Source organism: Caulobacter sp. HMWF025 (assembly GCF_003060965.1).
Taxonomy (GTDB): domain Bacteria; phylum Pseudomonadota; class Alphaproteobacteria; order Caulobacterales; family Caulobacteraceae; genus Caulobacter.
In genome coordinates this window covers 15,097-38,214 of the sequence record NZ_QAII01000025.1, presented here as the reverse complement: position 1 = coordinate 38,214, position 23,118 = coordinate 15,097, and the positions used below count along the sequence as shown (strand labels likewise).

At 67.2% G+C, this 23,118-nt stretch carries 23 protein-coding genes and 2 pseudogenes; 14 read left to right on the top strand and 11 right to left on the bottom strand.

Features of this window, described 5'->3' with window-relative positions; all coding sequences use genetic code 11:
• A pseudogene (locus DBR10_RS19005) lies at positions 1 to 801 on the bottom strand (amino acid ABC transporter ATP-binding/permease protein); the annotation flags it as partial.
• A complete protein-coding gene (gene cydD, locus DBR10_RS03190; protein ID WP_108556135.1) occupies positions 798 to 2,459 on the bottom strand; it encodes a thiol reductant ABC exporter subunit CydD in 1,662 nt (553 codons plus the stop codon). The pseudogene DBR10_RS19005 and the gene cydD, both read right to left, overlap by 4 nt.
• 123 nt (positions 2,460 to 2,582) lie before the next feature.
• On the opposite strand from cydD, the gene DBR10_RS03185 reads away from it, so the two are divergent.
• The 4 genes from DBR10_RS03185 (at position 2,583) to DBR10_RS03170 (ending at position 6,070) form a co-directional block, all read left to right on the top strand.
• A complete protein-coding gene (locus DBR10_RS03185; RefSeq protein WP_108505724.1) occupies positions 2,583 to 4,139 on the top strand; it encodes a cytochrome ubiquinol oxidase subunit I in 1,557 nt (518 codons plus the stop codon).
• A 13-nt stretch (positions 4,140 to 4,152) separates the two neighbouring features.
• The gene (gene cydB / locus DBR10_RS03180) at positions 4,153 to 5,301 is read left to right on the top strand and encodes a cytochrome d ubiquinol oxidase subunit II (RefSeq protein WP_108505723.1); all 1,149 of its coding nucleotides are present in this window, start codon (positions 4,153 to 4,155) and stop codon (positions 5,299 to 5,301) included.
• Between the two features lie 10 nt (positions 5,302 to 5,311).
• Complete coding sequence (gene cydX / locus DBR10_RS03175) at positions 5,312 to 5,431, top strand: cytochrome bd-I oxidase subunit CydX (protein WP_108490068.1); 120 nt, start codon at positions 5,312 to 5,314, stop codon at positions 5,429 to 5,431.
• A 186-nt stretch (positions 5,432 to 5,617) separates the two neighbouring features.
• Entirely contained in the window at positions 5,618 to 6,070 is a 453-nt protein-coding gene (locus DBR10_RS03170; RefSeq protein WP_108505722.1) for a chemotaxis protein CheW, read from the top strand.
• Positions 6,071 to 6,184: 114 nt separating this feature from the next.
• Here the strand turns inward: DBR10_RS03170 and DBR10_RS18860 are convergent, their stop codons facing one another.
• Entirely contained in the window at positions 6,185 to 7,201 is a 1,017-nt protein-coding gene (locus DBR10_RS18860; protein WP_108489965.1) for a hypothetical protein, read from the bottom strand.
• Positions 7,202 to 7,343: 142 nt separating this feature from the next.
• Positions 7,344 to 7,841, bottom strand: coding sequence for an ASCH/PUA domain-containing protein (locus tag DBR10_RS03165; RefSeq protein ID WP_108556134.1), 498 nt, complete (start codon positions 7,839 to 7,841; stop codon positions 7,344 to 7,346).
• 187 nt (positions 7,842 to 8,028) lie between these two features.
• On the opposite strand from DBR10_RS03165, the gene DBR10_RS03160 reads away from it, so the two are divergent.
• From DBR10_RS03160 to DBR10_RS03150, 3 genes are all read left to right on the top strand, one after another.
• A complete protein-coding gene (locus tag DBR10_RS03160) occupies positions 8,029 to 9,408 on the top strand; it encodes a flavin-containing monooxygenase (RefSeq protein ID WP_108505665.1) in 1,380 nt (459 codons plus the stop codon).
• Between the two features lie 129 nt (positions 9,409 to 9,537).
• Positions 9,538 to 10,173 carry a TetR/AcrR family transcriptional regulator gene (locus DBR10_RS03155; RefSeq protein ID WP_108505664.1) on the top strand — a complete coding sequence of 212 codons (636 nt, stop codon included), beginning with the start codon at positions 9,538 to 9,540 and terminating at the stop codon, positions 10,171 to 10,173.
• A gap of 19 nt (positions 10,174 to 10,192) precedes the next feature.
• A complete protein-coding gene (locus DBR10_RS03150; protein WP_108505663.1) occupies positions 10,193 to 11,251 on the top strand; it encodes an alpha/beta hydrolase in 1,059 nt (352 codons plus the stop codon).
• 39 nt (positions 11,252 to 11,290) lie between these two features.
• Here DBR10_RS03150 and DBR10_RS19635 read toward each other — a convergent pair.
• Positions 11,291 to 11,395: pseudogene (locus DBR10_RS19635) on the bottom strand (hypothetical protein); the annotation flags it as partial.
• Here DBR10_RS19635 and DBR10_RS03145 point away from each other — a divergent pair.
• From DBR10_RS03145 to yihA, 5 genes are all read left to right on the top strand, one after another.
• Positions 11,394 to 12,383, top strand: a complete 990-nt coding sequence (locus DBR10_RS03145; RefSeq protein ID WP_199223581.1) for an NADPH:quinone oxidoreductase family protein — start codon at positions 11,394 to 11,396, stop codon at positions 12,381 to 12,383. The pseudogene DBR10_RS19635 and the gene DBR10_RS03145 sit on opposite strands and share 2 nt — an antisense overlap.
• Positions 12,384 to 12,662: 279 nt before the next feature.
• The gene (rpmH, locus tag DBR10_RS03140; RefSeq protein WP_108505662.1) at positions 12,663 to 12,797 is read left to right on the top strand and encodes a 50S ribosomal protein L34; all 135 of its coding nucleotides are present in this window, start codon (positions 12,663 to 12,665) and stop codon (positions 12,795 to 12,797) included.
• Between the two features lie 113 nt (positions 12,798 to 12,910).
• Positions 12,911 to 13,372 (top strand): ribonuclease P protein component, encoded by a 462-nt coding sequence (gene rnpA, locus DBR10_RS03135; protein WP_108505661.1) that lies wholly within the window; start codon positions 12,911 to 12,913, stop codon positions 13,370 to 13,372.
• Positions 13,373 to 13,379: 7 nt separating this feature from the next.
• The gene (yidC, locus tag DBR10_RS03130; protein ID WP_108505660.1) at positions 13,380 to 15,239 is read left to right on the top strand and encodes a membrane protein insertase YidC; all 1,860 of its coding nucleotides are present in this window, start codon (positions 13,380 to 13,382) and stop codon (positions 15,237 to 15,239) included.
• On the top strand, positions 15,239 to 15,907 hold the full coding sequence (gene yihA / locus DBR10_RS03125; RefSeq protein WP_108505659.1) for a ribosome biogenesis GTP-binding protein YihA/YsxC: 669 nt from the start codon (positions 15,239 to 15,241) through the stop codon (positions 15,905 to 15,907). Before yidC ends, yihA begins: the two co-directional genes overlap by 1 nt.
• Here the strand turns inward: yihA and DBR10_RS03120 are convergent, their stop codons facing one another.
• Both DBR10_RS03120 and DBR10_RS03115 read right to left on the bottom strand, forming a co-directional pair.
• Positions 15,908 to 16,210: a hypothetical protein gene (locus DBR10_RS03120; RefSeq protein WP_108505658.1), complete on the bottom strand. Its 303-nt coding sequence runs from the start codon at positions 16,208 to 16,210 to the stop codon at positions 15,908 to 15,910.
• Positions 16,211 to 16,280: 70 nt separating this feature from the next.
• Positions 16,281 to 17,033: a DUF72 domain-containing protein gene (locus DBR10_RS03115; protein WP_108488749.1), complete on the bottom strand. Its 753-nt coding sequence runs from the start codon at positions 17,031 to 17,033 to the stop codon at positions 16,281 to 16,283.
• Between the two features lie 141 nt (positions 17,034 to 17,174).
• Here DBR10_RS03115 and DBR10_RS03110 point away from each other — a divergent pair, with 141 nt between their 5' ends.
• Positions 17,175 to 17,534 carry a type II toxin-antitoxin system RelE/ParE family toxin gene (locus DBR10_RS03110; RefSeq protein WP_199223580.1) on the top strand — a complete coding sequence of 120 codons (360 nt, stop codon included), beginning with the start codon at positions 17,175 to 17,177 and terminating at the stop codon, positions 17,532 to 17,534.
• Positions 17,535 to 17,548: 14 nt separating this feature from the next.
• Positions 17,549 to 17,860, top strand: coding sequence for a NadS family protein (gene nadS, locus DBR10_RS03105; RefSeq protein ID WP_199223579.1), 312 nt, complete (start codon positions 17,549 to 17,551; stop codon positions 17,858 to 17,860).
• On the opposite strand, the gene DBR10_RS03100 is transcribed toward nadS, so the two are convergent.
• The 4 genes from DBR10_RS03100 to DBR10_RS19630 form a co-directional block, all read right to left on the bottom strand.
• Positions 17,850 to 18,845 carry a hydroxyacid dehydrogenase gene (locus DBR10_RS03100; RefSeq protein ID WP_108505657.1) on the bottom strand — a complete coding sequence of 332 codons (996 nt, stop codon included), beginning with the start codon at positions 18,843 to 18,845 and terminating at the stop codon, positions 17,850 to 17,852. The genes nadS and DBR10_RS03100 overlap by 11 nt on opposite strands.
• Positions 18,846 to 18,955: 110 nt before the next feature.
• On the bottom strand, positions 18,956 to 20,344 hold the full coding sequence (locus DBR10_RS03095) for an L-serine ammonia-lyase (protein ID WP_108490083.1): 1,389 nt from the start codon (positions 20,342 to 20,344) through the stop codon (positions 18,956 to 18,958).
• A gap of 139 nt (positions 20,345 to 20,483) precedes the next feature.
• Positions 20,484 to 22,136, bottom strand: coding sequence for a M28 family metallopeptidase (locus DBR10_RS03090; RefSeq protein ID WP_108505656.1), 1,653 nt, complete (start codon positions 22,134 to 22,136; stop codon positions 20,484 to 20,486).
• 211 nt (positions 22,137 to 22,347) lie between these two features.
• Positions 22,348 to 23,118, bottom strand: a 771-nt coding sequence (locus DBR10_RS19630; RefSeq protein WP_233243226.1) for an alanine racemase, incomplete at its 5' end; no start/stop codon positions are given.

The window sequence follows — 23,118 nt, the reverse complement described above, 5'->3', positions numbered from 1 at the left end:
GGCGGCGCTGGCGGCCAGGCCCTGGATCGCCGCCTGGGACAGGGTGATCCAGCCCCGGGCCCGGGCAGCCTCCAGCCGGGCCTGATCCAGATCGTCACCCCGGTCGGCGAGGCGCTCGGCCGCCCAGGTCTCCAGGCCGAAGGCGCGCAGCTCGGGGGACGCTGCCGAAAGGCCGGCGGCGGTTTCCTTGAGAAGACCGAGGCGGGTCTGGATGCGGGCCCCGGCGGCGGCCGAGAGCCGGATCGACAGGCGTCGGGCGACCCACAGGGCCGCCAGCGCCGCCAGCAGGATCGCCAGGGCCGGAGCCCAGCCCGACAGGGCGGCCAGACCGGTCCCGGCCAGCAGGGCGGCCCCGGCCCCCCAGGGCGCGGACAGCCGCACGAAGCGGGTCTCGACGGCGTCGACGTCCTGCACCAGCCGCGCCGAGGCCTCGCCCCCGGACAGGGCCAGGGCCTCCCGGGACGGGGCGGCGGCCAGGGACGCAAACAGGACCGGGCGAATGGCGGCCAGGGCTCGCAGGGCGGCGGTATGACCGCTGAGCCGTTCGCCGTAGCGGGCGGCAGTCCGGATGATGGCCAGAAGCCGGATGGTGGCCCCCGGCAGCAGCACATTGAAGGCCTGGGCCGTGGCCAGGCCCGCGAGTCCGGCGACGGCCGAGGCGGTGATGAACCAGCCCGACAGCCCCAGCAGCAGGGTCGAGGCCGCGCCGACCCCGACGGCGCAGAGGATCGACAGCCACAGGGCCCCGGCATGGCGGCGGCGCTGGGCCCCGATCAGGCTGTGCAGCGGTGACGGGCTCATGTCAGGCTCACCAGCTGGTCGGCCAGGTCGGCGACCGCCCGGGAATGGGTGGCGATCAGGGTCGTGCGGCCGCGCGCGGCCTCGACGATGGCGGCCAGCAGCTGGGCTTCCGCGACCGCGTCGAGATTGGCGGTCGGCTCGTCCATCAGCAGGATGGGGGCAGGACGCAACAGGGCCCGGGCCAGGGACAGCCGGCGACGTTCACCGCCCGACAGACCACTGCCGCGCTCGTCCAGCAGGGCGTCGAGGCCGCCGGCGCGGACCGACAGGGCCTCCGTCAGGCCGACCCGTTCGGCCACGGCCTCGATCTCGGCCCGCGTGGCGTCGCGCCGGGCCAGGGCGATGTTGTCGGCGATCGAGCCGGCGATCAGCAGGGGGTGCTGACCCGCCCAGGCGATCTGGCCCGACAGGGTGCCGAGCGCGGCCAGGGGGCGGCCGTCGATGCGGACCTCGCCGGCGCTGAGCGGCGACAGGTCCAGCAGCAGGTTGAGCAGCGAGCTCTTGCCCGATCCGCTGGCCCCCAGCAGCACGGTGCTCCGGCCGGCCGGGACAGTCAGGTCAAACCCGGCCAGGGCCGGGCCGTCGGTGTCGGGGTAGCGGATGGTGACCTGCTCGAAGACGATCTCCGGCGGCCCGGACAGGGCCGGCGCGGCCGGACGCGGCGCGGGCCGGGGCAGGGCGATCAGGGCGGTGGCGGCGGCCTCGGCGGCCTGGCGGTCGTGATAGGCCGCCGCCAGCCGCCGCATCGGCAGATAGACTTCCGGGGCCAGGGCCAGGACGAAGACGGCGCGGCGCAGGTCCAGTTGCTCAGGGACAGGAAACGGCAGCAGGCGCAGCAGGTTGAAGCCGCAATAGACGGCGACCAGGGCCACCGACAGGGCGGCGAAGAATTCCAGCGCGGCCGAGGAGAAGAAGGCGACACGCAGGACCCGGATGGTGCGCTCGGCCAGCTGGTCCGCCGCCCGCTCCAGGTCGCGGGTCACGCGCGGTTCGGCCTGGAAGGCCAGGATGACGGGCAGGGCGCGGACCCGGTCGAGGAACAGGCCCGACAGCCGCTGCAGCGCCGTGAACTGGGCGCGGGACTGGGCGGCAGTGGCGGTTCCGGCCAGGGCCATGGCGATGATGAACGGGATCAGGGCGAACAGCAGGATCGCGGCCGAGATCGGGCTGGCGACGGCAGCGACGGCGATCAGGCCGAGCGGTGTGGCGGTGGCGGCGAAGCGGGCGGGCAGGAAGCGGGCGACATGGCCGTCCAGGGCCTCGACGGCCTCGACGACGGCCGTGGTAGCCTCGCCGCTCGACAGGGCCCCGCCCGGCGCACGCGACGTCAGGGCTTGGGCGGCATGGCTCCGGGCGAAGGCCTTGACCCGGGCCGCTGCGGCCGCCGAGGCCTGGCCGGCGGCCTTGCCCAGGATCCCGCGGACAGTCCCGGAGGCGGCGAGCAGCAGCAGCCAGACGCCGACGGTCTTGGCAGGGGCGTGGCTGGCGAGGGCCGAAACAGCGCAGGCAAGAGCGGCGGCGAATACAACCGCCGCCGCCCCGTCCAGCCAGACCAGAAGCTGGGCACGGCGCATGGGGGGCGCACCGCGTCTCTCCAGGTCCTTCAGAGTCTCGATGGCCTGGGCCGGGCCGGCGAGAAAGGCTGGACGAGCTTGCATGGTTGGAGTGTAGGCTGCGCTTGCCCCCGGGCCTTGATCTAGATCAAGGCCCGGGAGACCTGTTGGGCCTACGGCGGGGCCATCGGTCGGCGCATTCATTCGCCGTTCGTCCTGGAGTGTCTCATGGACCCTGCCGTCGTCGATCTCTCAAGATTACAGTTTGCGCTCACCGCGCTGTACCACTTCCTGTTTGTGCCGCTTACGCTCGGCCTGTCGTTCATGCTGGTCATCATGGAGAGTATCTATGTGATGACCAAGCGCCCGATCTGGCGCACGGTCACCCGCTTCTGGGCGGGCCTGTTCGGCATCAATTTCGTCCTCGGTGTCGCCACCGGCATCACCATGGAATTCCAGTTCGGCATGAACTGGTCCTATTTCTCGCACTATGTCGGCGACATCTTCGGTGCGCCCCTGGCGATCGAGGGCCTGATGGCCTTCTTCCTGGAAGCTACCTTCGTCGGCCTGATGTTCTTCGGCTGGGAAAAGCTCTCCCGGGTCGGCCACCTGTTCGTGACCTTCATGGTCGCCATCGGCACCAATTTCTCGGCCCTCTGGATCCTGATCGCCAACGGCTGGATGCAAAATCCGGTCGGCGCGGTGTTCAATCCCGACACCATGCGCATGGAGGTCAACGACTTCGGCGCGGTGCTGTTCAATCCGGTCGCCCAGGCCAAGTTCGTCCATACCGTCAGTGCGGGCTACACCATCGCCGCCGTCTTCGTGCTGGGCATTTCCGCCTTCTATCTGCTGAAGGGCAAGTATGTCGGCGTGGCCAAGCGCTCGATGACGGTCGCGGCCGCCTTCGGCCTGGCCTCGGCCCTGTCGGTCGTCGTGCTGGGTGACCAGAGCGGCTATACCCTTACCGACAACCAGAAGATGAAGCTGGCGGCCCTGGAAGCCATGTGGGAAACCGAACCCGCGCCGGCCGGCCTGGCGGCCTTCGGCATCCCCAGCCTCGCCGAGCGCAAGACCCACTATGAGGTCAAGATCCCCTATGTGCTGGGCCTGATCGCCACCCGCAGCATCGACAAGCCGGTCGCCGGCATTTTCGAATTGGTGGCCACAGCCGAGGACCGCATCGGGTCGGGCGTCATCGCCTATGACGCCCTCGAGAAGATCAAGGCCAATCCCAAGGACATGGCCGCCCGCGCCACCTTCGAGACGCACCGTCGGGATCTCGGCTACGGCCTGCTGCTCAAGCGCTATGTGTCGGACCCGCGCATGGCGGATGCGGCGACCATCAAGAAGGCCTCCTGGGATACCGTGCCCAACGTGCCGGTGATGTTCTGGTCGTTCCGGATCATGGCGGGCATCGGCCTGCTGATGATCGCCCTGTTCGGTACGGCCTTCCTGCTGGTCACCCTGCGCAAGCACCAGACCCGCTGGTTCCTGGTCCTGGCGGTGGCGGCCATCCCGCTGCCGTGGATCGCGGCCGAGCTGGGCTGGGTTCTGGCCGAGGTCGGCCGGCAACCCTGGGCGGTCGAGGGCGTGCTGCCCACGGCCCTGGGGGCCTCCAGCCTCAGCGTGCCCCAGCTCTGGACCACCATCGTCCTGTTCACCCTGCTCTACGGCAGTCTGGCGGTGGTCGAGGTCGGGCTGATTCTGCGTCACATCAAGAAGGGCCCCTTCGCCGAGCAGGAGGCTTTCGCCTCCGACGCCGGCGAACCGGCCGTCGCTTAAAGGAGACCCTGTCATGGAACTCCCCATCGACTACGCAACCCTTCGCATCATCTGGTGGGCCCTGATGGGCGTGCTGCTGATCGGCTTTGCCCTGACCGACGGTTTCGACATGGGTGTCGGGGCGCTTCTGCCGTTCGTCGCGAAAAGCGACCAGGAGCGTCGCATGGTGATCAACACCGTCGGCGCGACCTGGGAAGGCAACCAGGTCTGGTTCATCCTCGGCGGCGGCGCGATCTTTGCGGCCTGGCCGTTTGTCTATGCGGTCAGCTTTTCGGGCTTCTATCTCGCCATGTTCCTGGTGCTGGGCGCGATGATCCTGCGGCCGGTCGGCTTCAAGTATCGTTCCAAGCGTCCCGATCCGCGCTGGCGGTCGTTCTGGGACTGGGCGCTGTTCACCGGTGGCTTCGTGCCGGTGCTGGTGTTCGGGGTCGCGGTCGGCAATGTGCTGCAGGGCGCGCCCTTCCGCTTCGACTCCGACCTGCGGTCCTTCTATGAGGGCGCCTTCCTGGGCCTGTTCACGCCCTTCACTCTGCTGTGCGGTTTGCTGTCGGTCGCCATGCTGGTGCTGCACGGCGCGGCCTGGCTGACCGTCAAGGCCGAGGTGGGCCCCGTCACCGAGCGGGCCCGCAAGCTGGGCGAGACGGCGGGCCTGGCCAGCATCGTGCTGTTCGCCGCCGGCGGCTTCTTCGTGGCCTTCAGCGGCATGGGCTATCGCCTGGAAGGCCTGGTCGATGCGGCCGGACCCTCCAACCCGCTGCGGGTGGTCTCGGTGCACGCGCCGGGGGCCTGGCTGGACAATTACAGCCGCCACAGCTGGATGCTGGCCGCGCCCCTGCTGGGCTTTATCGGCACGCTCATCGCCCTGCTGGGCCTGAGGTTCAACAAGGCAGCCCTGTCGTTCAGCGGCTCGTCACTGTCGGCGGTCGGGATCATCTCAACGGTCGGGCTGTCGATGTTCCCGTTCATCCTGCCCAGCGCCATCGACCCGCGCTCCAGCCTCACGGTCTGGAATGCCTCGTCCAGTCACCTGACGCTGTTCATCATGCTGATCGTGACCGTGATCTTCCTGCCGCTGGTCCTGGCCTACACGGCCTGGGTCTACAAGGTGCTCTGGGGACGGGCCAGCACGGCCGCCCTGGCCACCAATCCTGACCTCTACTGAGGAGCAAGCCATGTGGTATTTCGCCTGGATCCTGGGCCTCGGCCTGGCTGTCGCCTTCGGCGTCCTGAACGGCGTCTGGTACGAGTTCAATCTGGCCGATGACGGCGACGAGGGGCTGTCTGAGCCCTGATGCACGGTCCTGCGGCGGTCAGAAAAAGGCCGCCGCAGCCCCATTGCGACAATCCGGCGCGCAATTCGACGAGCAGCGTTAACCGTTGTTAAAGAGCCCATGGCGTCTTGTGCCACTATGGCTCGGGGCGCGTCGTCACTGCGACCCGGGACCTGCGCCTGAACGACCATCCCGGGGAATAGCGATATGTCTGATCAAGCCGAGCCCGCCCTGGAGCTGATCTCCTTTTGCATCGGCGAACAGGAATTCTGTATCGACGTGAAGACGGTGCGCGAAATTCGCGGCTGGACCCCCGCTACGCCGATCCCGCATGCGCCCGGCTATCTGAAGGGCGTCATCAATCTTCGTGGCGCGATCATGCCGGTCATCGACCTGCGCAACCGCCTCGGCCTGGGGGTCACCATCCCCGAGACCCGCCACGTCATTGTCGTCGTCGAGTGCCAGGACCGTCTGGCCGGCATCCTGGTCGACGCGGTCAGCGAGACCTTCACCGTGTCGCGCGAGCACCTGCAGCCCGCGCCGGATATCGGCGTCGAGGAGTTGCGCTACATCCAGGCGATCATCTCGATGGAAAACCGCCTGATCACCTATCTGCGCATGAACGACGTGTTCCCGGCCCAGGTCAGCGAAGCGGCCTAACCGCTTCCGGCCAGCAGGTTTCGAAAAGCCGCCGTCCGCTCAGCGGGCGGCGGCTTTTTCGTGGGCGGACGGTGCTCATGTGATCGGCGGCGTGGGAGCCGCTGCGGACTCCCACTACGTTTCCGAAAGACGACGGACGAGGAACTCCGCTCGCTCTCTGACCGGTCGACTCGGATCATTGAGGATCGATTGGGCGAGTGTCATGACATCGTCGATGTTCGCACGTCTCTCGTAGAGTGCATCAGCGGCGACCCTGCGAGCGGCTGCGAACCGATCCGAGAGAGCCAAGCGGATCAAGGGCTCAACATCGAGCCTTAGGTTGAGTGGCCGCGCGACGGTTACCGGAACTCGTCTCTGGATCCCATACACTTTGTCGACCCATGCCCAACCATAGCCGGTTGTCCAGCGGGCTTGTCCGGTGACGAGCATTTCAAGGGCAGACGCCCTAACCGCCGGATGCAAGGCGTGCTGCGCGAGCCATGGGAGGTAGGGATCAAGCGATGGAAAACGCGCAGCCATTCGCAAAATGCCGCCGCCCGGGCCGGTTCTCAACGCACCCAAGGTGTTGGCCAGTTGCGCGGCGACATCGGGTCTCGCCAGCGCCTCATCGAGAACGTCAGCTTCAACATCCCAACGGGCCCAGGAGAAGCGCCTAGCCAAGAGATATGGTGCTGCGGCAGCCACGACATCGGCGGGCGTAAGCGGAAAAAGTCTGACAGCAGCTAAGTGCGCAGATTCTCGGACGGCCGAAGCCCAATCGTTAAGCCGCAGAGCGATGGCAATGAACTCAGAAGCCGTTGAGGGTGGATGGTCCAGGGCTCGCAGCGCCGGCTCGCGAACTCTCCCGTTCCCGTGAAACGTTAGTAGCCAGGCAAGGCGAGGGTGTTGCCCTATCAACGCCAGAGCGCGAGCTTGAGTATCTCGCGAGTATTGGAAACGGAGGGACGCGCAGAGTTCGGGTCCAAGATGAATTACATCCTCGGGCCGTGCGCTGGAAAGCGCTTCCAGCTTTTGGGAAACGGTTTCGAGCGTCAGCGGCGAGGTGGAGTCAAGGAAAGCGTCTACATCGAACGCAGGCTCCCGGCGTACTTTCCTCCTGCCGAAGACCAGACTGACCAGCTTGGAGAACATATCACCCTCGGATAAGCGTCACCGAGAGTAGCGCGATCTCGCTTCCGCTCTCCACCCGTTACTAACTCTCTACTTGTCTCATCCCGCGCATGAAGCGCGGGATGACGGGTCTAAAGGGGTGTCTTGGGAAACCCCTCCCCACCTAGCCCTTGCGGATGATCTTCGCCGCCGCCGCGTGGAAGTGCGACTCCGCTTCGGCGGCGGCAGCGACGCCGGCATGGCGGTCGGCGGCGACGCTCATGGCGGCCCGGCCCGTGGTCGGGGCGGCATAGCTGGCCGACACCCGGCGCGCATCCTGGCCGCGCAGGGCGGCGTTGGCGGCCTGGGTCTCGTGCCAGGTGGCCAGTTGCTCCGCCGTCAGCACCCCGTCGGCCAGGGCGTCGGGATGCGGCATGACCTCGCCGAAGCCGATGGCGACAAAGCCGTGGATGACGCCGTAGTCCTCTTCCGACAGCAGGAAGGTGATCTGCCGCTCCTCGATCTGTCCGGTATAGGTGTCGCCTTCGGGATCGAACTCGCGCAGCACCAGGATGTCGCCGACCGCGAAGTCACGGTCATTGCGGCGGATCTCGAACCGCTTCTTGCCCGAGCGGACGGCGGCGAAATACTGCGGCCAGGTCTTCAGTTCGTGGCGGGTCATGGTCGGGGTGCCTTGGTCAGCGAAGCATGTTGCGAGGACGGGGGAGGGCGGGTGTCTGCCTTATATCCTACCGAAGGATGAACCGGCCTGCATCGGCCTGTGGACACAGATGACGCAGGGGCGCCGTTTGACGGCCCGGATAACGCTGATACGCTCACCTTAACAACGATAAGTCAGGTGGGCGGAAATGGCGGGCAAGCTTCCCAAGGCGTGCATCATCGGCGCGGGCTGCAGTGGCTTTACCACGGCCAAGCGGCTGAAGGACTACGGCATTCCCTATGACTGCTTCGAGATCTCCGACGAGATCGGTGGCAACTGGTACTACAAGAACCCCAACGGCATGTCGGCCTGCTACGAAAGCCTGCACATCGACACCTCCAAGTGGCGGCTGGCCTTCGAGGACTTTCCGGTGCCGGCCGACTGGCCCGACTTTCCCCATCACGCCCAGCTGCACCAGTACTTCAAGGACTATGTCGACCATTTCGGTCTGCGCGAGACCATCACCTTCAGCACCCGGGTCGAGGCGGCCCGGCGCACGCCGGAGGGCCTGTGGGCGGTGACGCTGTCGACCGGCGAGACGCGGCTCTATGACGTGCTGTTCGTCTGCAACGGCCATCACTGGGATCCCCGGATCCCGGAGTATCCCGGCGAGTTCGACGGGCCGGCCTTCCATGCCCACGCCTATTGCGACCCGTTCGACCCCGTCGACATGCGCGGCAAGAACGTCGTGGTGGTCGGCATGGGCAACTCGGCCATGGATATCGCCAGCGAGCTGTCGCAGCGGCCGATCGCCAAAAACCTCTGGGTTTCGGCCCGCCGGGGTGTCTGGGTGTTTCCGAAATATCTGAACGGCAAGCCGGCCGACAAGTCGGCCCTGCCGGCCTGGATGCCGCGCAAGCTGGGCATCGCCCTGTCGCGCAAGGTGCTGAAGAAGACCATCGGCAAGATGGAGGACTACGGCCTGCCCAAGCCCGATCACGAGCCGCTGGAGGCGCATCCGTCGGTTTCCGGCGAGTTCCTGACCCGGGCCGGCTGCGGTGACATCAAGTTCAAGCCGGCGATCAAGGCCCTGGAGGGCCGCAATGTCCGCTTTGCCGATGACAGCGTCGAGCAGGTCGACGCCATCGTCTTTGCCACCGGCTACAAGATCAGCTTCCCGTTCTTCGACGATCCGGCCATCCAGCCGGGGGCCGATCACCGCTTCCCGCTGTTCAAGCGGATGATGAAGCCGGGGATCGCCAACCTGTTCTTCATGGGCCTGGCCCAGCCCCTGCCGACCCTGGTCAATTTCGCCGAGCAGCAGGCCAAGCTGGCGGCCGCCTATCTGGCCGGAGCCTATGCCCCGCCCCCGACGGCGGAGATGGAGCGGGTCATCGCCCGCGACGAGGAGCGCCATCTGGGCCAGTTCTATGCCTCGGCCCGTCACACCATCCAGGTCGACTTCAATGTCTATTGCGCCGACCTGAAGAAGGAGATCGTGCGCGGCGAGAAGCGCGCGGCGGCCAGCGGCCGGGCCCTGCCGGTTCCGGCGAGGGCCGGGCAGGCGGCGACGCAGGCCGTGGCGTGACCGGATCTTCCGACATCGGATCAGGTCCCTGGCAGGTTTCCCGCCTGAGCAGGGTCTTGCCCCATGGCGCGTAATCGGGCTCAAATCCTGACGGGGCGTCATGATGGCCTCGACTGTGAGTCGCGTACGATGTCGAATATCGCCTATTTCCCCAAAGCTCCCGAGGATCTGCGGCCGGGCAAGCGCGAGCGGACCAAGGTCGCTAACCGCCAGGCCATTCTGGATGCCGCCCGCGAGGTGTTCGGCGATCTCGGCTACGACGGGGCGACGGTGCGCGACATCATCCGGCGGACCGGCCTCGCCTCGGGCACCTTCTATAACTACTACAAGTCCAAGGAAGAGGTGTTTGACGCCTTGGCCGATGACGGGGCGCGACGCTTTCGGCCGCTGCTGCGCCAGGTCAACGACCGCGCCGTCGACTTCGCGTCGTACCTGCGGGGCGCCATCACCGCCTATTTCGAGTTCGTGGCCACAGAGCAGGAGCTGTGGCGCCTGAACCGGCCGGCCGGCGAGCAGATCCCCCATCCCCGGGCCACACCCGAGATCGTCGCCGTGTTCGACGAGGTGCGCGCCGGCTTTGCCAAGGTGCTCGAGCTTGAGCACGCGCCGTCCGTCGATCTCGACTATCTGACCGCCGCCTGTATCGCCGTGGCCCGTGAGGTCAGCGACAAGATGCTGGAACGGCGGCCGGTCGACACGGCAGGTGCCGCCGACTTCGCCGTCAAACTGATCCTGGGCGGCCTGCCCGCCCTTCCCAAATCCTAGTCTTCCGCCCGGAGCCCCCATGGCCGACGTCGCCGTCCAGAAATTCATTCTGAAGACCATCCTGTCGCTGCCGAGCCCGATCCTGCGGGCCATGTCCGGGGGCGGGGCGGTCTATCGCGGCGGTCGCACCCTGGATCCGCGCTTCCAGTTCTTCACCCATGCGTCGCGCAAGATGCCGTCGATCACCACCCTGCCGGCCGACGTGGCTCGCGCAGCCAGTGCCCAGGGGCTGGTCGCCGTCTCCGGCCCCTCCGAGCCGGGTGTCGTCACCGAGGCCCTGACCATTGATGGACCGGGCGGCCCGCTGCCGCTGCGCGCCTACCGGCCCGCCGACCAGGACGCCTCGGCACCTCTGATCGTCTTCGCCCATTTCGGCGGCGGGGTGATCGGCGACCTTGAGACCTGCCACGCCTTCTGCGGGATCCTGGCCCGCATCGCCCGCACGGCCGTGGTGTCGGTCGACTACCGGCTGGCCCCCGAGCATCGCTTTCCGGCGGGGCTCGACGATGTTCTGGCCGCCTATCGCTGGGCGCGCGACAACACCGCCCGCTTCGGCGCGGCCGACCTGCCGCCGGCCATCGGCGGCGACTCCATGGGCGGCAACTTCGCCGCCATCCTTGCCCAGGAGATGCAGCGCGCGGGTGAGCCGCAGCCGGCCCTGCAGCTGCTGATCTATCCGGCCGTGGACGTGGCCAGCGAGACGGCCTCGATGACCACCTATGCCGACGCCTATCCGCTCAGCCGGCCGATCATGGAATGGTTCATGGGCCACTATATGGGCCCGGAAGCCGACCCGGCCGATCCCCGCCTTTCGCCCAACAAGACCGAAGACCTGTCGGGCCTGGCCCCTGCGGTGGTGATCACCGCCGGCTTCGATCCGCTGGTCGACCAGGGCGAGGCCTATGCCAAGCGCCTGCAGGCTGCCGGCGTGCCGGTGACCTATCGCTGCCATGACAGCCTGGCCCATGGCTTCACGGCCTTTACCGGGGCCGTGCCGGCGGCTGATGCGGCCTGTCGCGACATCGCCCGCCTGGTGCGGGCGGCGTTTGAGGCGGCACCTGCGGGCGCGGCAAAATGATCCCAAAAGCTTGTCATCCCGGAAGCCTCGCAGAGGCTATCCGGGACCCAGGGGCCACCGCCTCGCCTTGGCCCCTGGGTCCCGGCTCTCCGCTTCGCTGCGGCCGGGATGACAAGATGTGGGGAGCCTTGGAAGTTGGGGGATGGTCCTTGTGATGAGGGCCCTCGTCGTCGAATCCCTGGCCCCCGACTTTGCCGGTTGCGCCGTGCGGGAGGTGGCCACGCCTGCGCCCGGTCCGGGCCAGGTGCTGGTCCGCGTACGCGCCGCCAGCGTCAACTTCCCCGACCTTTTGATGACGCGCGGTGAGTACCAGTTCAAACCGCCCACGCCCTTCACGCCGGGTCTCGATCTGGCCGGCGAGGTCGCGGCCCTGGGCGACGGCGTTGCGACCTTTCAGGTCGGTGACGCCGTGGTCGGCGGCGCGCGGCTGGGGGCGTTTGCCGAATATGCGGTGCTGGATGCCGAGGCCCTCAGGCCCAAGCCCGAGCGCCTGTCATTCGGCGAGGCGGCGGCCTATGGCGCGGCCTATCTGACGGCCTATGTCGCCCTGGTGCGCCGGGCGCGGGTCGAGCCCGGTGACTGGGTGCTGGTGCATGGCGCGGCCGGCGGTGTTGGTTTGGCAGCGGTGGACCTGGCCAAGGCCCTGGGGGCCCGCGTGATCGCCGCCTCGGCCTCCGACGCCAAGCTGGCCGAGATCCAGCGGCTCTATGCGCCTGACGCGGTGGTCAATGTCACCGGCGGTTTCCGAGATCAGGTCAAGGCCATCACCGGCGGGCGCGGGGCCGACGTCATCTATGACCCGGTGGGCGGCGACGTGTTCGACGAGAGCGTGCGCTGCATCGCCTTTGACGGTCGGCTGCTGGTCATCGGCTTCACCTCGGGGCGGATCCCGACCGTCTCGGTCAATATGCCCCTGATCAAGGGCTTCTCGGTGATGGGCGTGCGGGCCGGAGAATATGGCCGCCAGTTCCCGGAAAAGGGCCGCGAGAACGCCGCCGAGGTCTGGCGCATGGCCAATGAGGGTGTGATCCGTCCCCACGTCCATGCCGAGTTGCCGCTGGACCAGTGGCGTAGGGCATTCGAGTTGTTGAGCGAGCGCAAGGTCGTCGGAAAGGCCGTGATCTCGCCCTGAGATCCATAAACCGTCATCCCGCGCTTTATGCGCGGGACCCATGGTTCAGCTTTCTCGTGAGCGCCCGCTTCCGCTCCGCCGCCGCGGCGGATAGATGGGTCCCGCGAACGCGTCGCGGGATGACGGGCTTTTTTGCGAACCACGAGACGTGGTGAGCCTCACTTGCAAGTCCCTGAACCGACTCAGGTTGACAGTCGCGGCCCCATCCCTTATCCACCGCCCCTCACTCGCGGAGGCCGCACGGCTCCCGCGTCCAACATTTGTATTCGGAGCCACCTCGTGAAGCGGACATTTCAGCCGTCGCAGCTCGTGCGAGCCCGCCGTCACGGCTACCGCGCGCGTATGGCCACCAAGAACGGCCAAAAGATCGTCGCGCGTCGCCGCGCCAAGGGCCGTAAGCGCCTGACGGCCTAAGAGCGGCTGATCCCGCTCTTTTCTCCCGCTCGCGGGAGGCGATAGACCATGACAAAAGCCGCCTTTTCCCAGAGCCTGACCTCAGGTTTTCGCCGGAAAGGGCGGCTTTTTTCATGACCGCGCCCCAGCCGACCGGCGCGGCCCGGATCGAGCGTCTCAAGACGCGCCCGGACTTTCTCAAGGCCGCCAAGGCTCCGGCCCTGTCGCGCGGGGCCGTCTTCATGCAGATGCGCGCGCGGCTGGATGACGATCCGCTGATCCGGGTGGGTTTCACCGCCACCAAGAAGGTCGGCGGCTCGGTCGAGCGAAATCGGGCCAAGCGCCGCCTCCGAGAGGCCGCCAGGCTCTTGTTGCCCCTTCATGGCCGCCCAATGTGCGACTATGTGTTCATTGCGCGCGGCGGCACCCGTACACGCGAATGGGGGCGTTTGCTTGACGATGTGAAAACCGCGCTGATAAGCCTCGCGGCCGAACATGATCGCGCGGAGGCTCGGGCCCGTCAGGCTCAATCCGCTGATCTTCCCAAAGACCCCACCTTCGACGCCTCGGCGCCCGATCCCTCCGTTTCCGGTTAAGTCATCCATGCAGAACGACAACAAAAACACGTTGATGTTCATCGTCAGCGCGTTCGCGATCCTGATCGGGTACCAGTTCTTCATCCTGGGTCCGCAGCAGAAGCAGGCCGAAGCCCAGCTGAAGGCCAAGAAGGCGGCCGAGCAGCGGATGATGGCGACGCAGCCGGGTCTGGTACTGGGCCCGGACGGCACGCCCGCCCCGCTGAAGCTGTCGCGTGATGCCGCCAAGGCCCAGAGCCCGCGCATCGCGGTCAATACGCCGTCGCTGTCGGGCTCGATCGCCCTGAAGGGCGGCCGCATCGATGACCTGTGGCTGAAGAAGTATGACCAGACGACCAAGAAGGGCTCGCCCCCGGTCGAACTGTTCCGCCCCGAGGGCGCCGAGCACGCCTGGTTCGCCGACTTCGGCTGGGCCGGGGCCAATCTGCCGGGTCTGCCCGACAGCCGCACCGTCTGGACGGCCGCCCCGGGCCAGGTCCTGACGCCCAAAACCCCGATCGTTCTGACCCATGACAACGGCCAGGGCCTGGTCTTCACCCGCACCGTCTCGGTCGATGAGCATGCGATGTTCTCGGTCGCCGACAGCGTGCGCAACCAGGGTGGCCAGACTCTCTCGCTCGCCGCCTACGCGACCGTACAGCGCCAGGGCATCGATCAGACCCTCGGCAAGAACCAGATTGTCCACGAAGGGGCCATCGGCATGTTCGGTGGCGAGGCCGGCAAGGGCTTCGAACTCAAGCAGTCGAAGTATCCCAAGTGGAAGAAGGACAAGCCGCTCGAGACCTTCACCTCGAAGGGCGGCTGGACCGGCCTGACCGACAAGTACTGGCTGGCGGCCCTGATCCCCGACCAGGCGGAAAACATCACGGCCCAGTACCGGGTCACCCCCGGTGCCGTAGACATTTATGACGTCAATTTCGTCGGACCGGCCAAGAGCCTGGCTCCCGGCCAGACCCTGAGCCAGACCACGCGCCTGTTCGCCGGGGCCAAGACCGTGCCGCTGCTGCGCACCTATGAATATGGCGGCGCGCCGCCGCCCTGGTGGAAGTTCTGGGACAAGACCGAAGCCCAGGTGCCGCGCTTCGACTGGGCCGTGGACTGGGGCATGTTCTCGTTCTTCACCCGCCCGATCTTCAACGTCATGGAGATGTTCTACAAGTGGGTCGGCAATTTCGGCGTCGCCATCCTGCTGCTGACCGTGGCCCTCAAGCTCGTGCTCTATCCGCTGGCGGACAAGAGCTATGAGTCCATGGCCAAGATGAAGAAGATCGCCCCCGAGGTCGAGAAGCTCAAGGTCAAGTTCAAGGACGACCCCGCCAAGCAGCAGCAGGAAATGATGGCGCTGTACGGCAAGGAGAAGATCAACCCGATGATGGGCTGCCTGCCCATGCTGATCCAGATCCCGGTCTTCTATTCGCTGTACAAGGTGCTGACGGTCACCATCGAAATGCGGCACGCACCGTTCTTCGGCTGGATCCAGGACCTCTCGGCCCGCGACCCGTCGACCTTCATGAACCTGTTCGGCCTGATCCCCTGGGATCCGGCGACCGCGCCGCTGATCGGCAGCTTCCTGGCCGGGCCCCTGCACATCGGCATCTGGCCGCTGCTGTATGGCTTCACCATGTGGCTGACCACGGCCATGAACCCGCCGGCCGCTGACCCGATCCAGCAGAAGATCTTCCAGTTCTTCCCGATCATCTTCACCTTCACCCTGTCGCAGTTCTCGGTGGGTCTGGTGATCTACTGGTGCTGGTCCAACGTGCTGACCATCCTGCAGCAGTACATCATCATGCGCCGCTACAAGGTCGAGAACCCGATCGACAAGATCATCGCCCGCTTCCAGGGCAAGACCGCAACGGCCACCTGATGACTGAACCCAACTTCGCGCCGCCTGAAGGTCCCGTCTTCACCGAGGAAGAGATCGAGGCGGCGCGGGTGCTCTTCGCCCAGCCGGTGGCCTTCATGATGGGGGCCGTCAGCATGGACGGCCTGCCCCATCCGATCGCGCCGGAAGTGTGCTTCGCCGGCCGTTCCAATGTCGGCAAGTCCAGCCTGATCAACGGTCTGGTCGGACAGAAGTACCTGGCCCGGGCCTCGAACGAGCCGGGCCGCACGCGGGAGATCAACTTCTTCCTGCTGGCCGAAAAGCTGCGCCTGGTCGACCTGCCGGGCTACGGCTTTGCGCGCGCCTCAAAGACCACGGTCAGCAAGTTCCAGGACCTGGGCCGGGCCTATCTGCGCGGCCGCGCGACGCTGAAGCGAGTCTACCTGCTGATCGACGCCCGCCATGGCCTCAAGAAGGTCGACCTGGAGGCGCTCGACGCCCTGGATCTCGCGGCGGTCTCCTACCAGATCGTCCTGACCAAGGCCGACAAGATCAAGCCGCACGAGGTCGACAAGGTCGTGGCCGAGACGCTGAAGGCCATCGCCAAGCGTCCCGCCGCCTTCCCGCGCGTGCTGGCCACCTCGTCTGAAAAGGGCCTGGGCATGCCGGAGCTGCGGGCCGAGATCCAGCGGGTCTGCCTGGAGGAATAGTCAGGTGCCGGGGCGCCGGTAGGTCGCCGTGCAGCGGGCATTGCACTGGCCAAACTGGCCCGGGCAGCTGTCGTCCTCGGTCCCCGCCTTGCAGAAATAGTAGGTGCGGGCGCAACTGGCCCGGCACTGGCTGGCATCACCACCGCCCCGGGCCTGGGCCAGGGGGATTAGCGGCGGCAGCACGCTCTGGGTCTCTGTGACGGCGGATGCAGCGGGCCTGGGCTGGGCCACGGGCTTGGGCGCAGCGCCGGCCTGTGAGGCCAGAGCGGCCGAAACAAGCAGCAGGGCAAGGACGCGGCGCATGGCCCTGAGCCTAGGGCCCGGGCGTTAAGGTTTGGCTAACCACGTTTGCTGTCGTTCCCGGGCCTGCGCCCTACTTCAGCTTCCCGATCAACGCCATGGCCGCCGCCGGATTCCGCACCTTCGCCCCGGAGATGAAATAGGCGAACACGTCGCCGCGGGCGGCCCAGCCCCGTGTCTGGGTCACGATCCCGTCCAGCTCCTGCGAGCTCATGCCCGTGGGCTCGTCCTCGCGGCTGCACATCAGCCGGGCATAGGTGAAGTCGGCGGTCGGCTGGTCGATGCAGGGCCAGGTCGGTTCCTCGTCATCGACGGCATAGACGATCGCTGCGCCGTACTTCGCGGCCAGATCATAGAACTGGGCCGTGGCGAAGGTCGGGTTGCGGACTTCCAGGGCGTGACGCGCCGGCCGGCCGCCGATCTCGCGCGGCAGCAGCTTCAGGAAGCCCTCGAAATCCTCCGGTTCGAATTTCTTGGTACCCATGAACTGCCAGTTGATCGGCCCCAGCTTGTCGCCGAGCTCGGTCAGGCCCTGGCCCAGGAACTTCTCCAGCGACTCGCCGTTGGCCGACAGGATCTTGCGATTGGTGCAGAACCGGCTGGCCTTGACCGAGAACACGAAGTCCCTCGGCGTCTCGTCATGCCACTTGCGCCAGCTGTCGGGCTTGAAGGTGGAATAGTAGGTGCCGTTGATCTCGAGGCTGGTCAGGTGCGAGGCGGCATAGGCCAGCTCGTCCTTCTGCCGCAGCGTGTCGGGATAGAAGACGCCCCGCCAGGGCTCGAAGGTCCAGCCGCCGATGCCGGCGCGGATGAGGCTGTCGGACACGTCTGTTCCCTTCCTGTTCTTTTTGACGTTATGTGAGGATCAGCGAGGCGTCGAGCGAAAATGCGGCCGCCTGGCCGACGGTGGCTGCATCCCGCAGCTTGTCGCGAATGCGGCATTGCCGTATATATCGGGAGGCAGGCCTTGCAACCCTTGCACACCGTCGCCTCAACGGCCGCCTTTCTGGCCCAGGCCAGGGCTGACGGCATGAGTGAAGGCGAGCTGGAGGCTCTGGAGCGGATGCTGTCGGCCAATCCTGAGGCCGGTGACCTGATTGTCGGCTCCGGCGGGTGCCGAAAGGTCCGCGTCGCCGGCAAGGGGCGAGGCAAGTCGGGAGGCTTTCGGGTCGTGACCTTTTTTGCCCATGCCGGACTGCCGGTCTATCTGCTGGCGATGCTGTCAAAGGGCCGCCGGGCCAACTTCTCGGCCGCAGAGGTTGCCGCCATGGCGACGCTGGCCAAACGGATCCTTGCCGCCGGAACGCGCGGGCGGCAGGGCCACTGAACGGGACTGAAACCATGGGCCAGGGTGACGACGTCAATTTCAACCGCATCATGGCGGGGCTCGAGGAAGCCGTCGGCATGGCGGAGGGGCACCTTGCGCCGGCGCGTGTCCATGTCCCGGTCGAAGTCGATGTCAAGGCGATCCGGCACCGCATGGGGCTCAGTCAGAGCGCTTTCGCCGCCCGCTTCGGTTTCAGCGCCGCCGCCGTGCGAGACTGGGAACAACAGCGCCGACGGCCCGAAGCGGCGGCCCGTATCCTGCTCACGGTCATTGATCGTGAGCCGGCGGCTGTCGAACGAGCCCTGGCCGGCGCCCTCACCCCGTAACGACATGCCGGGGCGTGCCGGCCGCAAAGGCTTCGATATTGCCGAGCGTCACGCTCATGATCCGGGCCACGGCCTCGCGGGTGTCATAGGCCACGTGCGGGGTGACGATGACATTGGGCAGCTTCAGCAGGGCGTGGCTGGCGACCAGGGCGCGCAGGCCTTCGGGCGCAGGCGGCGTCGCCGAGCGGAAGATCTGGGCCTCGTCGCGCAGCCACGGCTCCTGGTTCAGCACGTCCAGGGCCGCTCCGGCGATCTGGCCGGTGAGCAGGGCGTGCAGCAGGGCCTCGGCATCGACGACCCCGCCGCGGGCGGTGTTGATGATCACCGCCGACGGCTTCATCGCCGCGAACTGGGCGGCGCCGATCAGGCCTTCGGTGGCCGGTCCGCCGGGAATGTGCAGGGTCAGCACATCGCAGGTGGCGATCAGGGTCTCCAGGGGCACATAGCGGAAGCCCAGGGCCTGGGCGGCCTCGGCGTCCGGCCTCATGTCGAAGGCGATGACGTCCATGTCGAAGCCCCGGGCGATCTTGATCACCCGGCGGCCGATCTGGCCCGTACCGACCACGCCAAGGGTCTTGCCGCCGAGGTCAAAGCCCCGCAGCCCGTCCTGTGAGAAATCGCCCCGCCGGGTGCGATCGACGGTTTCGGGGATCTTGCGGGCCAGGGCCAGCAGCAGGGCAAAGGCGTGCTCGCCCACCGTCGGGTCGCCATAGTCCGGCACGTTGCACACCGTCACCCCGTGGGCCCGGCAGTAGCCGAGATCGATATGGTCATAGCCGGTCGAGCGGGTGGCGATCAGGCGCAGCTTCGGAAAGGCCGCCAGGGTCGCGGCATCAAGGCGCGAGTCGATGAAGGTCGAGATGACCTCGGCGTCGGGGTGGCCGGCTCCCGCAACCTCGCTCACGCAGGTTAGGGCATGATCCTGGCCCAGCCCCTCGACGGCGGTGCGTTCCCAGTCCTCGGCTTCGAAGATGACGATGTTCATGGCGTGCGCTCCCGGCCGGGCGATCGGCTCCGGCAGGGATAACGCGCGGTTGTGTCAGATGCAGCTAAGGGGTGACCGCAGAGCCTCTCCCGTCCGGGGGAGGATCTGGATCAGCACTCGACCCGGTTGACCGACAGCCCCACGGCGAGACCGCCCATCGAGGTTTCCTTGTAGATCTCGTTCATGTCCTCGCCGGTGCGCTTCATGGTGGCGATCACCTTGTCGAGGCTGACCGAGTGCTGGCCGTCGCCCAGCAGGGCCAGGCGGGCGGCGTCTATGGCCTTGATGGCCCCCATGGCATTGCGCTCGATACAGGGGATCTGGACGAGACCCCCGATCGGGTCGCAGGTCAGGCCCAGATTGTGCTCCATGCCGATCTCGGCGGCGTTCTCGATCTGGGCATTGGTCCCGCCCAGGGCCGCGCAGAGGCCGGCCGCGGCCATCGAGCAGGCGACGCCCACCTCGCCCTGGCAGCCCACCTCGGCCCCGCTGATCGAGGCATTGCGCTTGTAGAGCGCGCCGATGGCAGCCGCCGTCAGCAGGAAGGTGCGCACCTGCTCGGGCGTGCCCTGGTAGAAGCGCACGAAGAACCGCAGCACCGCCGGCACCAGCCCGGCCGCGCCATTGGTCGGGGCGGTGACCACCCGGCCCCCGGCGGCGTTCTCCTCGTTGACTGCCATGGCCCACAGATTGACGAAGTCCATGGCGGCCAGTGGATCGCTGATCTGGCGCTCCATGCGGCCCTGCAGGGTCTGGTGGATCTGGCGGGCGCGGCGCTTGACCGACAGGCCGCCGGGCAGGGTGCCGTCCTGGCGCATGCCGCGATCGATACAGGCCTCCATGGCCTGGTAGATGCGCTCCAGGCCCGCATGCATCTCGCCCTGGCTCATGCGGGCCAGTTCATTGGCCCCCATTACGCCGGCGATGGTCAGGCCGGCATCGGCGGCGCGCTGCAGCAGGTCCGCGCCGCTCTCGAACGGAAACGGGATGGCCGGGCCGTCCTCGGGCGGCGCATTGCGGCCCATCTCGGACTCGTCGCGCACGAAGCCACCACCGACCGAAAAGTAGGTCCGCTCGGCCAGGACGAAATTGGTTCGATCATAAGCCGTGAATGTTAGGCCGTTGGGGTGTTGAGGCAGGCGTTCATGTCCAAGCCAGACGATGTCTTTGGCTTCGTCAAAGCCGATATCGATCTCGCCGTTCAGAAACAGTGACTGCGTGGCTCGAGTCTCAAGTAGAGCCGCTTCCCCAACGTCGGGATCGAGTGTCGCGGGTTCAAAACCCATCAAACCCAGCAGTACGGCTCGGTCCGTGGCATGGCCGCGTCCAGTCAGGGCAAGCGAAGCGTAGAGTTTGATTTCAACGCGGACCACGTCAGGAAGCCTGCCTGCATCGCAAAGGCGCGCGAGAAAGCGATTGGCCGCCGTCATCGGGCCCATGGTGTGGCTGCTCGACGGACCGACACCGAGCTTGAAGAGGTCGAAGACCGAGGCTGTCATGGCAAACTTCGTGAGCAAATCAGCTTGTCATCCCGGCCGCAGCGCAGCGGAGAGCCGGGACCCAGGGCCGCTGCGATGCGGTTGCCCCTGGGTCCCGGACAGCCTCTGCGAGGCTTCCGGGATGACAAGAAAAGTTGGGTTACTTGCGGTCGGCCTTGGACTTGTCGCGCAGGGCCTTGAACTCCGAGCCCTCGCCCCATTCGGGCCAGCGGGTGGAGTTGGCCAGATCCGCGCCCAGGCCCTGGATCAGGCTGATGTCGGCGGTCATGCCGTCCAGTCGCCAGCCGTCGTTCCACTCGTCGGCGGGCTGGTGATAGGCATTGATGCGATAGGCGTCGGCGAAGGCCTTGCCGGCCGCCACGCCACCCTCGACCAGATCCTCGCCCGAGCCGAACGAGATGGCCGGCACGCCGCGCTTGGCGAACGGGAAGTGGTCCGAGCGGTAGAAGTAGCCGGCTTCGGTGACGGGGTCGGGCGTATAGGTGCGGCCGACCGCCTTGCCGTGGGCGATCAGGTCGTCCAGCAGGCCCAGCTTGGCGCTGCCCGAGATGGTGAAGTCCTTGGCCGGGCCGGCGGGATCCAGGGCGTCGGTGTTCAGCACGCCGACGGTCTTGGCCAGCGGATAGAGCGGGTTGGCCGCATAGTATTCCGAGCCCAGCAGGCCCTTTTCCTCGGCGGTCACGGCCAGGAAGACCAGGGTGCGGTCGGCGCGCGGGCTCTTGGCGAATACCCGGCCCATTTCCAGCATGGCCGCGATGCCGGTCGCGTTGTCGACGGCGCCGTTATAGATCGTGTCGCCCCTGGCGTCGGCCAGGCCCACGCCCAGGTGATCCCAGTGGCCGGTGAAGAACACCGTCTCGTCCGGGCGCTTGGCGCCGGTCAGCTTGCCGACCACGTTCTTGGAGACGATCACCTTGGGCTCGACCGCATAGCTGGCCGAGAAGGTCGCGCCCTTCAGTTCCACCGGCTTGAAGTCGCGGCTCTGGGCCGCCTTCTTCGCGGCGTCGAAATCCAGACCCGCGGCCTTGAACAGTTCGACGGCGGTGTCGCGCTGGATCCAGCCTTCCAGGGCCGGATGCTGCTTGGTCGGCTCCTTGCGGACGATGTCGAACATCGTGTTGGTGTTGGAGTTCTTGACGGTGGCCCAGCCGTAGGAGGCGGGAGCCGTCTCATGCACGATCAGCAGGCCGGCGGCGCCCAGGCGGGCGGCTTCCTCGAACTTGTAGGTCCAGCGGCCATAATAGGTCATGGCCTTGCCGCCGAAGTCGCCGCTGCCGGTCTCGAAGTCGGGATCGTTGATCAGGACGATGACGATCTTGCCCTTGACGTCCAGGCCCTTGAAGTCGTCCCAGTTGCGCTCCGGGGCCTTGACGCCATAGCCGGCGAAGACGATCGGGGCGTTCTGGATCGAGACCTTGTCGACATTGGTCATGGCTGCGCGGATGGCGATCTGTTCGCCCTGGTTAAGGGCGATGTGGCTGTTGCCGACCATCATGTGGGCGCTGACCGGGCCCTTGATCTCGAACATGCCGAGCGGCACGTCCTGGGTCCAGGCGCGCTTGCCATCCTTCAGGTCGCCGCCGGGCTCCAGGCCTGCGGCCTGCATCTGCTCGACAATATAGGCGACGGTCTTGGTCTCGCCGGCCGTGGCCGGCCCGCGGCCTTCGAAGGCGTCAGACGACAGGGTCTTGATGTGGGCGGCCAGATTGGCGGGGTCGATCTTCGGCGTATCGGCCGCGTGGGCCAGCATGGGGGCCGTGAACAGGACGGTGGCGAGCAGAAGACGTTTCATCCGTGACACTCTTTCGGGGTCAGATCTTGTCGGTGGGCCGGGACCGTATCCGGGGTCTTCCGTCAGGGCTAGGGGGGCTGTGAGGCTTGGCGCACTTGCCCCCTACGGGCTGCTGCGCAGCCGTCTTCTCCCGGAGGGGGAAGAGGAAAACGCCGCCCTCCATCTTCCCCCTCCGGGGGAGGAGCGCGAAGCGCGGAGGGGGCGATTCGGGTCAGGCCCCGGTCACCCGCCGCCCGTCCACCGCCCAGCGCTCCAGGGTCTCGCCGTCCCAGACATGCAGGGCGTCATAGAGGTTGATGGTCGGATCGCAGTGGCCCGGCTGCAGCCAGACGATGTCCCCCACCGCCGGGGCATCGGCCGGGAAGGCGCGGGCCGGATCGGCGTCGGCGGCGCTGACCGCACGGTCGAAGCCGAGCGGATCGCGGCCGGCGGCCTTCAGGACATCGATCAGGGCCGGGTGGGCGATCATGCCGTGCTCGTCGCCCATCGGCCGCCACAGCGAGCCCGGGGCGGCACCGGCGACGATGCGGGCCGGCGGGCCGTCCATCGACACGGCCTTGAAGCCGGCATCGACGACGACATGGCTCTTGTGGCGGGCCGAGACGACACTGGCGGCGATGAACAGCGACGGCTCGAACGGCCAGTCGCCGCCTCCGGGTGCGCCGCAGACGTCGTACTCGACATCCATCACCCCGTAGGAGCCGGCCTGAAGTTCGGTGAAGACGCCCGAGGCGAGGTCAAAGGCATGGGTGCCGGTACCGCCCCCGGTGACCACGGGCGGCGGCAGGCCGGCGGCGGTCAGGTCCTCGACCAGGGTCTGGAGGGTGGCGAAGGCCGCCTCATCGGCCGAGCGGCGCAGGGCCCCGTCGTCCAGATGCTGCAGGTGGCCGAGATAGGCCTGGATCCCGGCAAAGCGCAGGCCCGGGGCGGCGTCGGCGGCGCGGGCCAGGGCCAGGGCCTCGTGCGGATAGGCGCCCGTGCG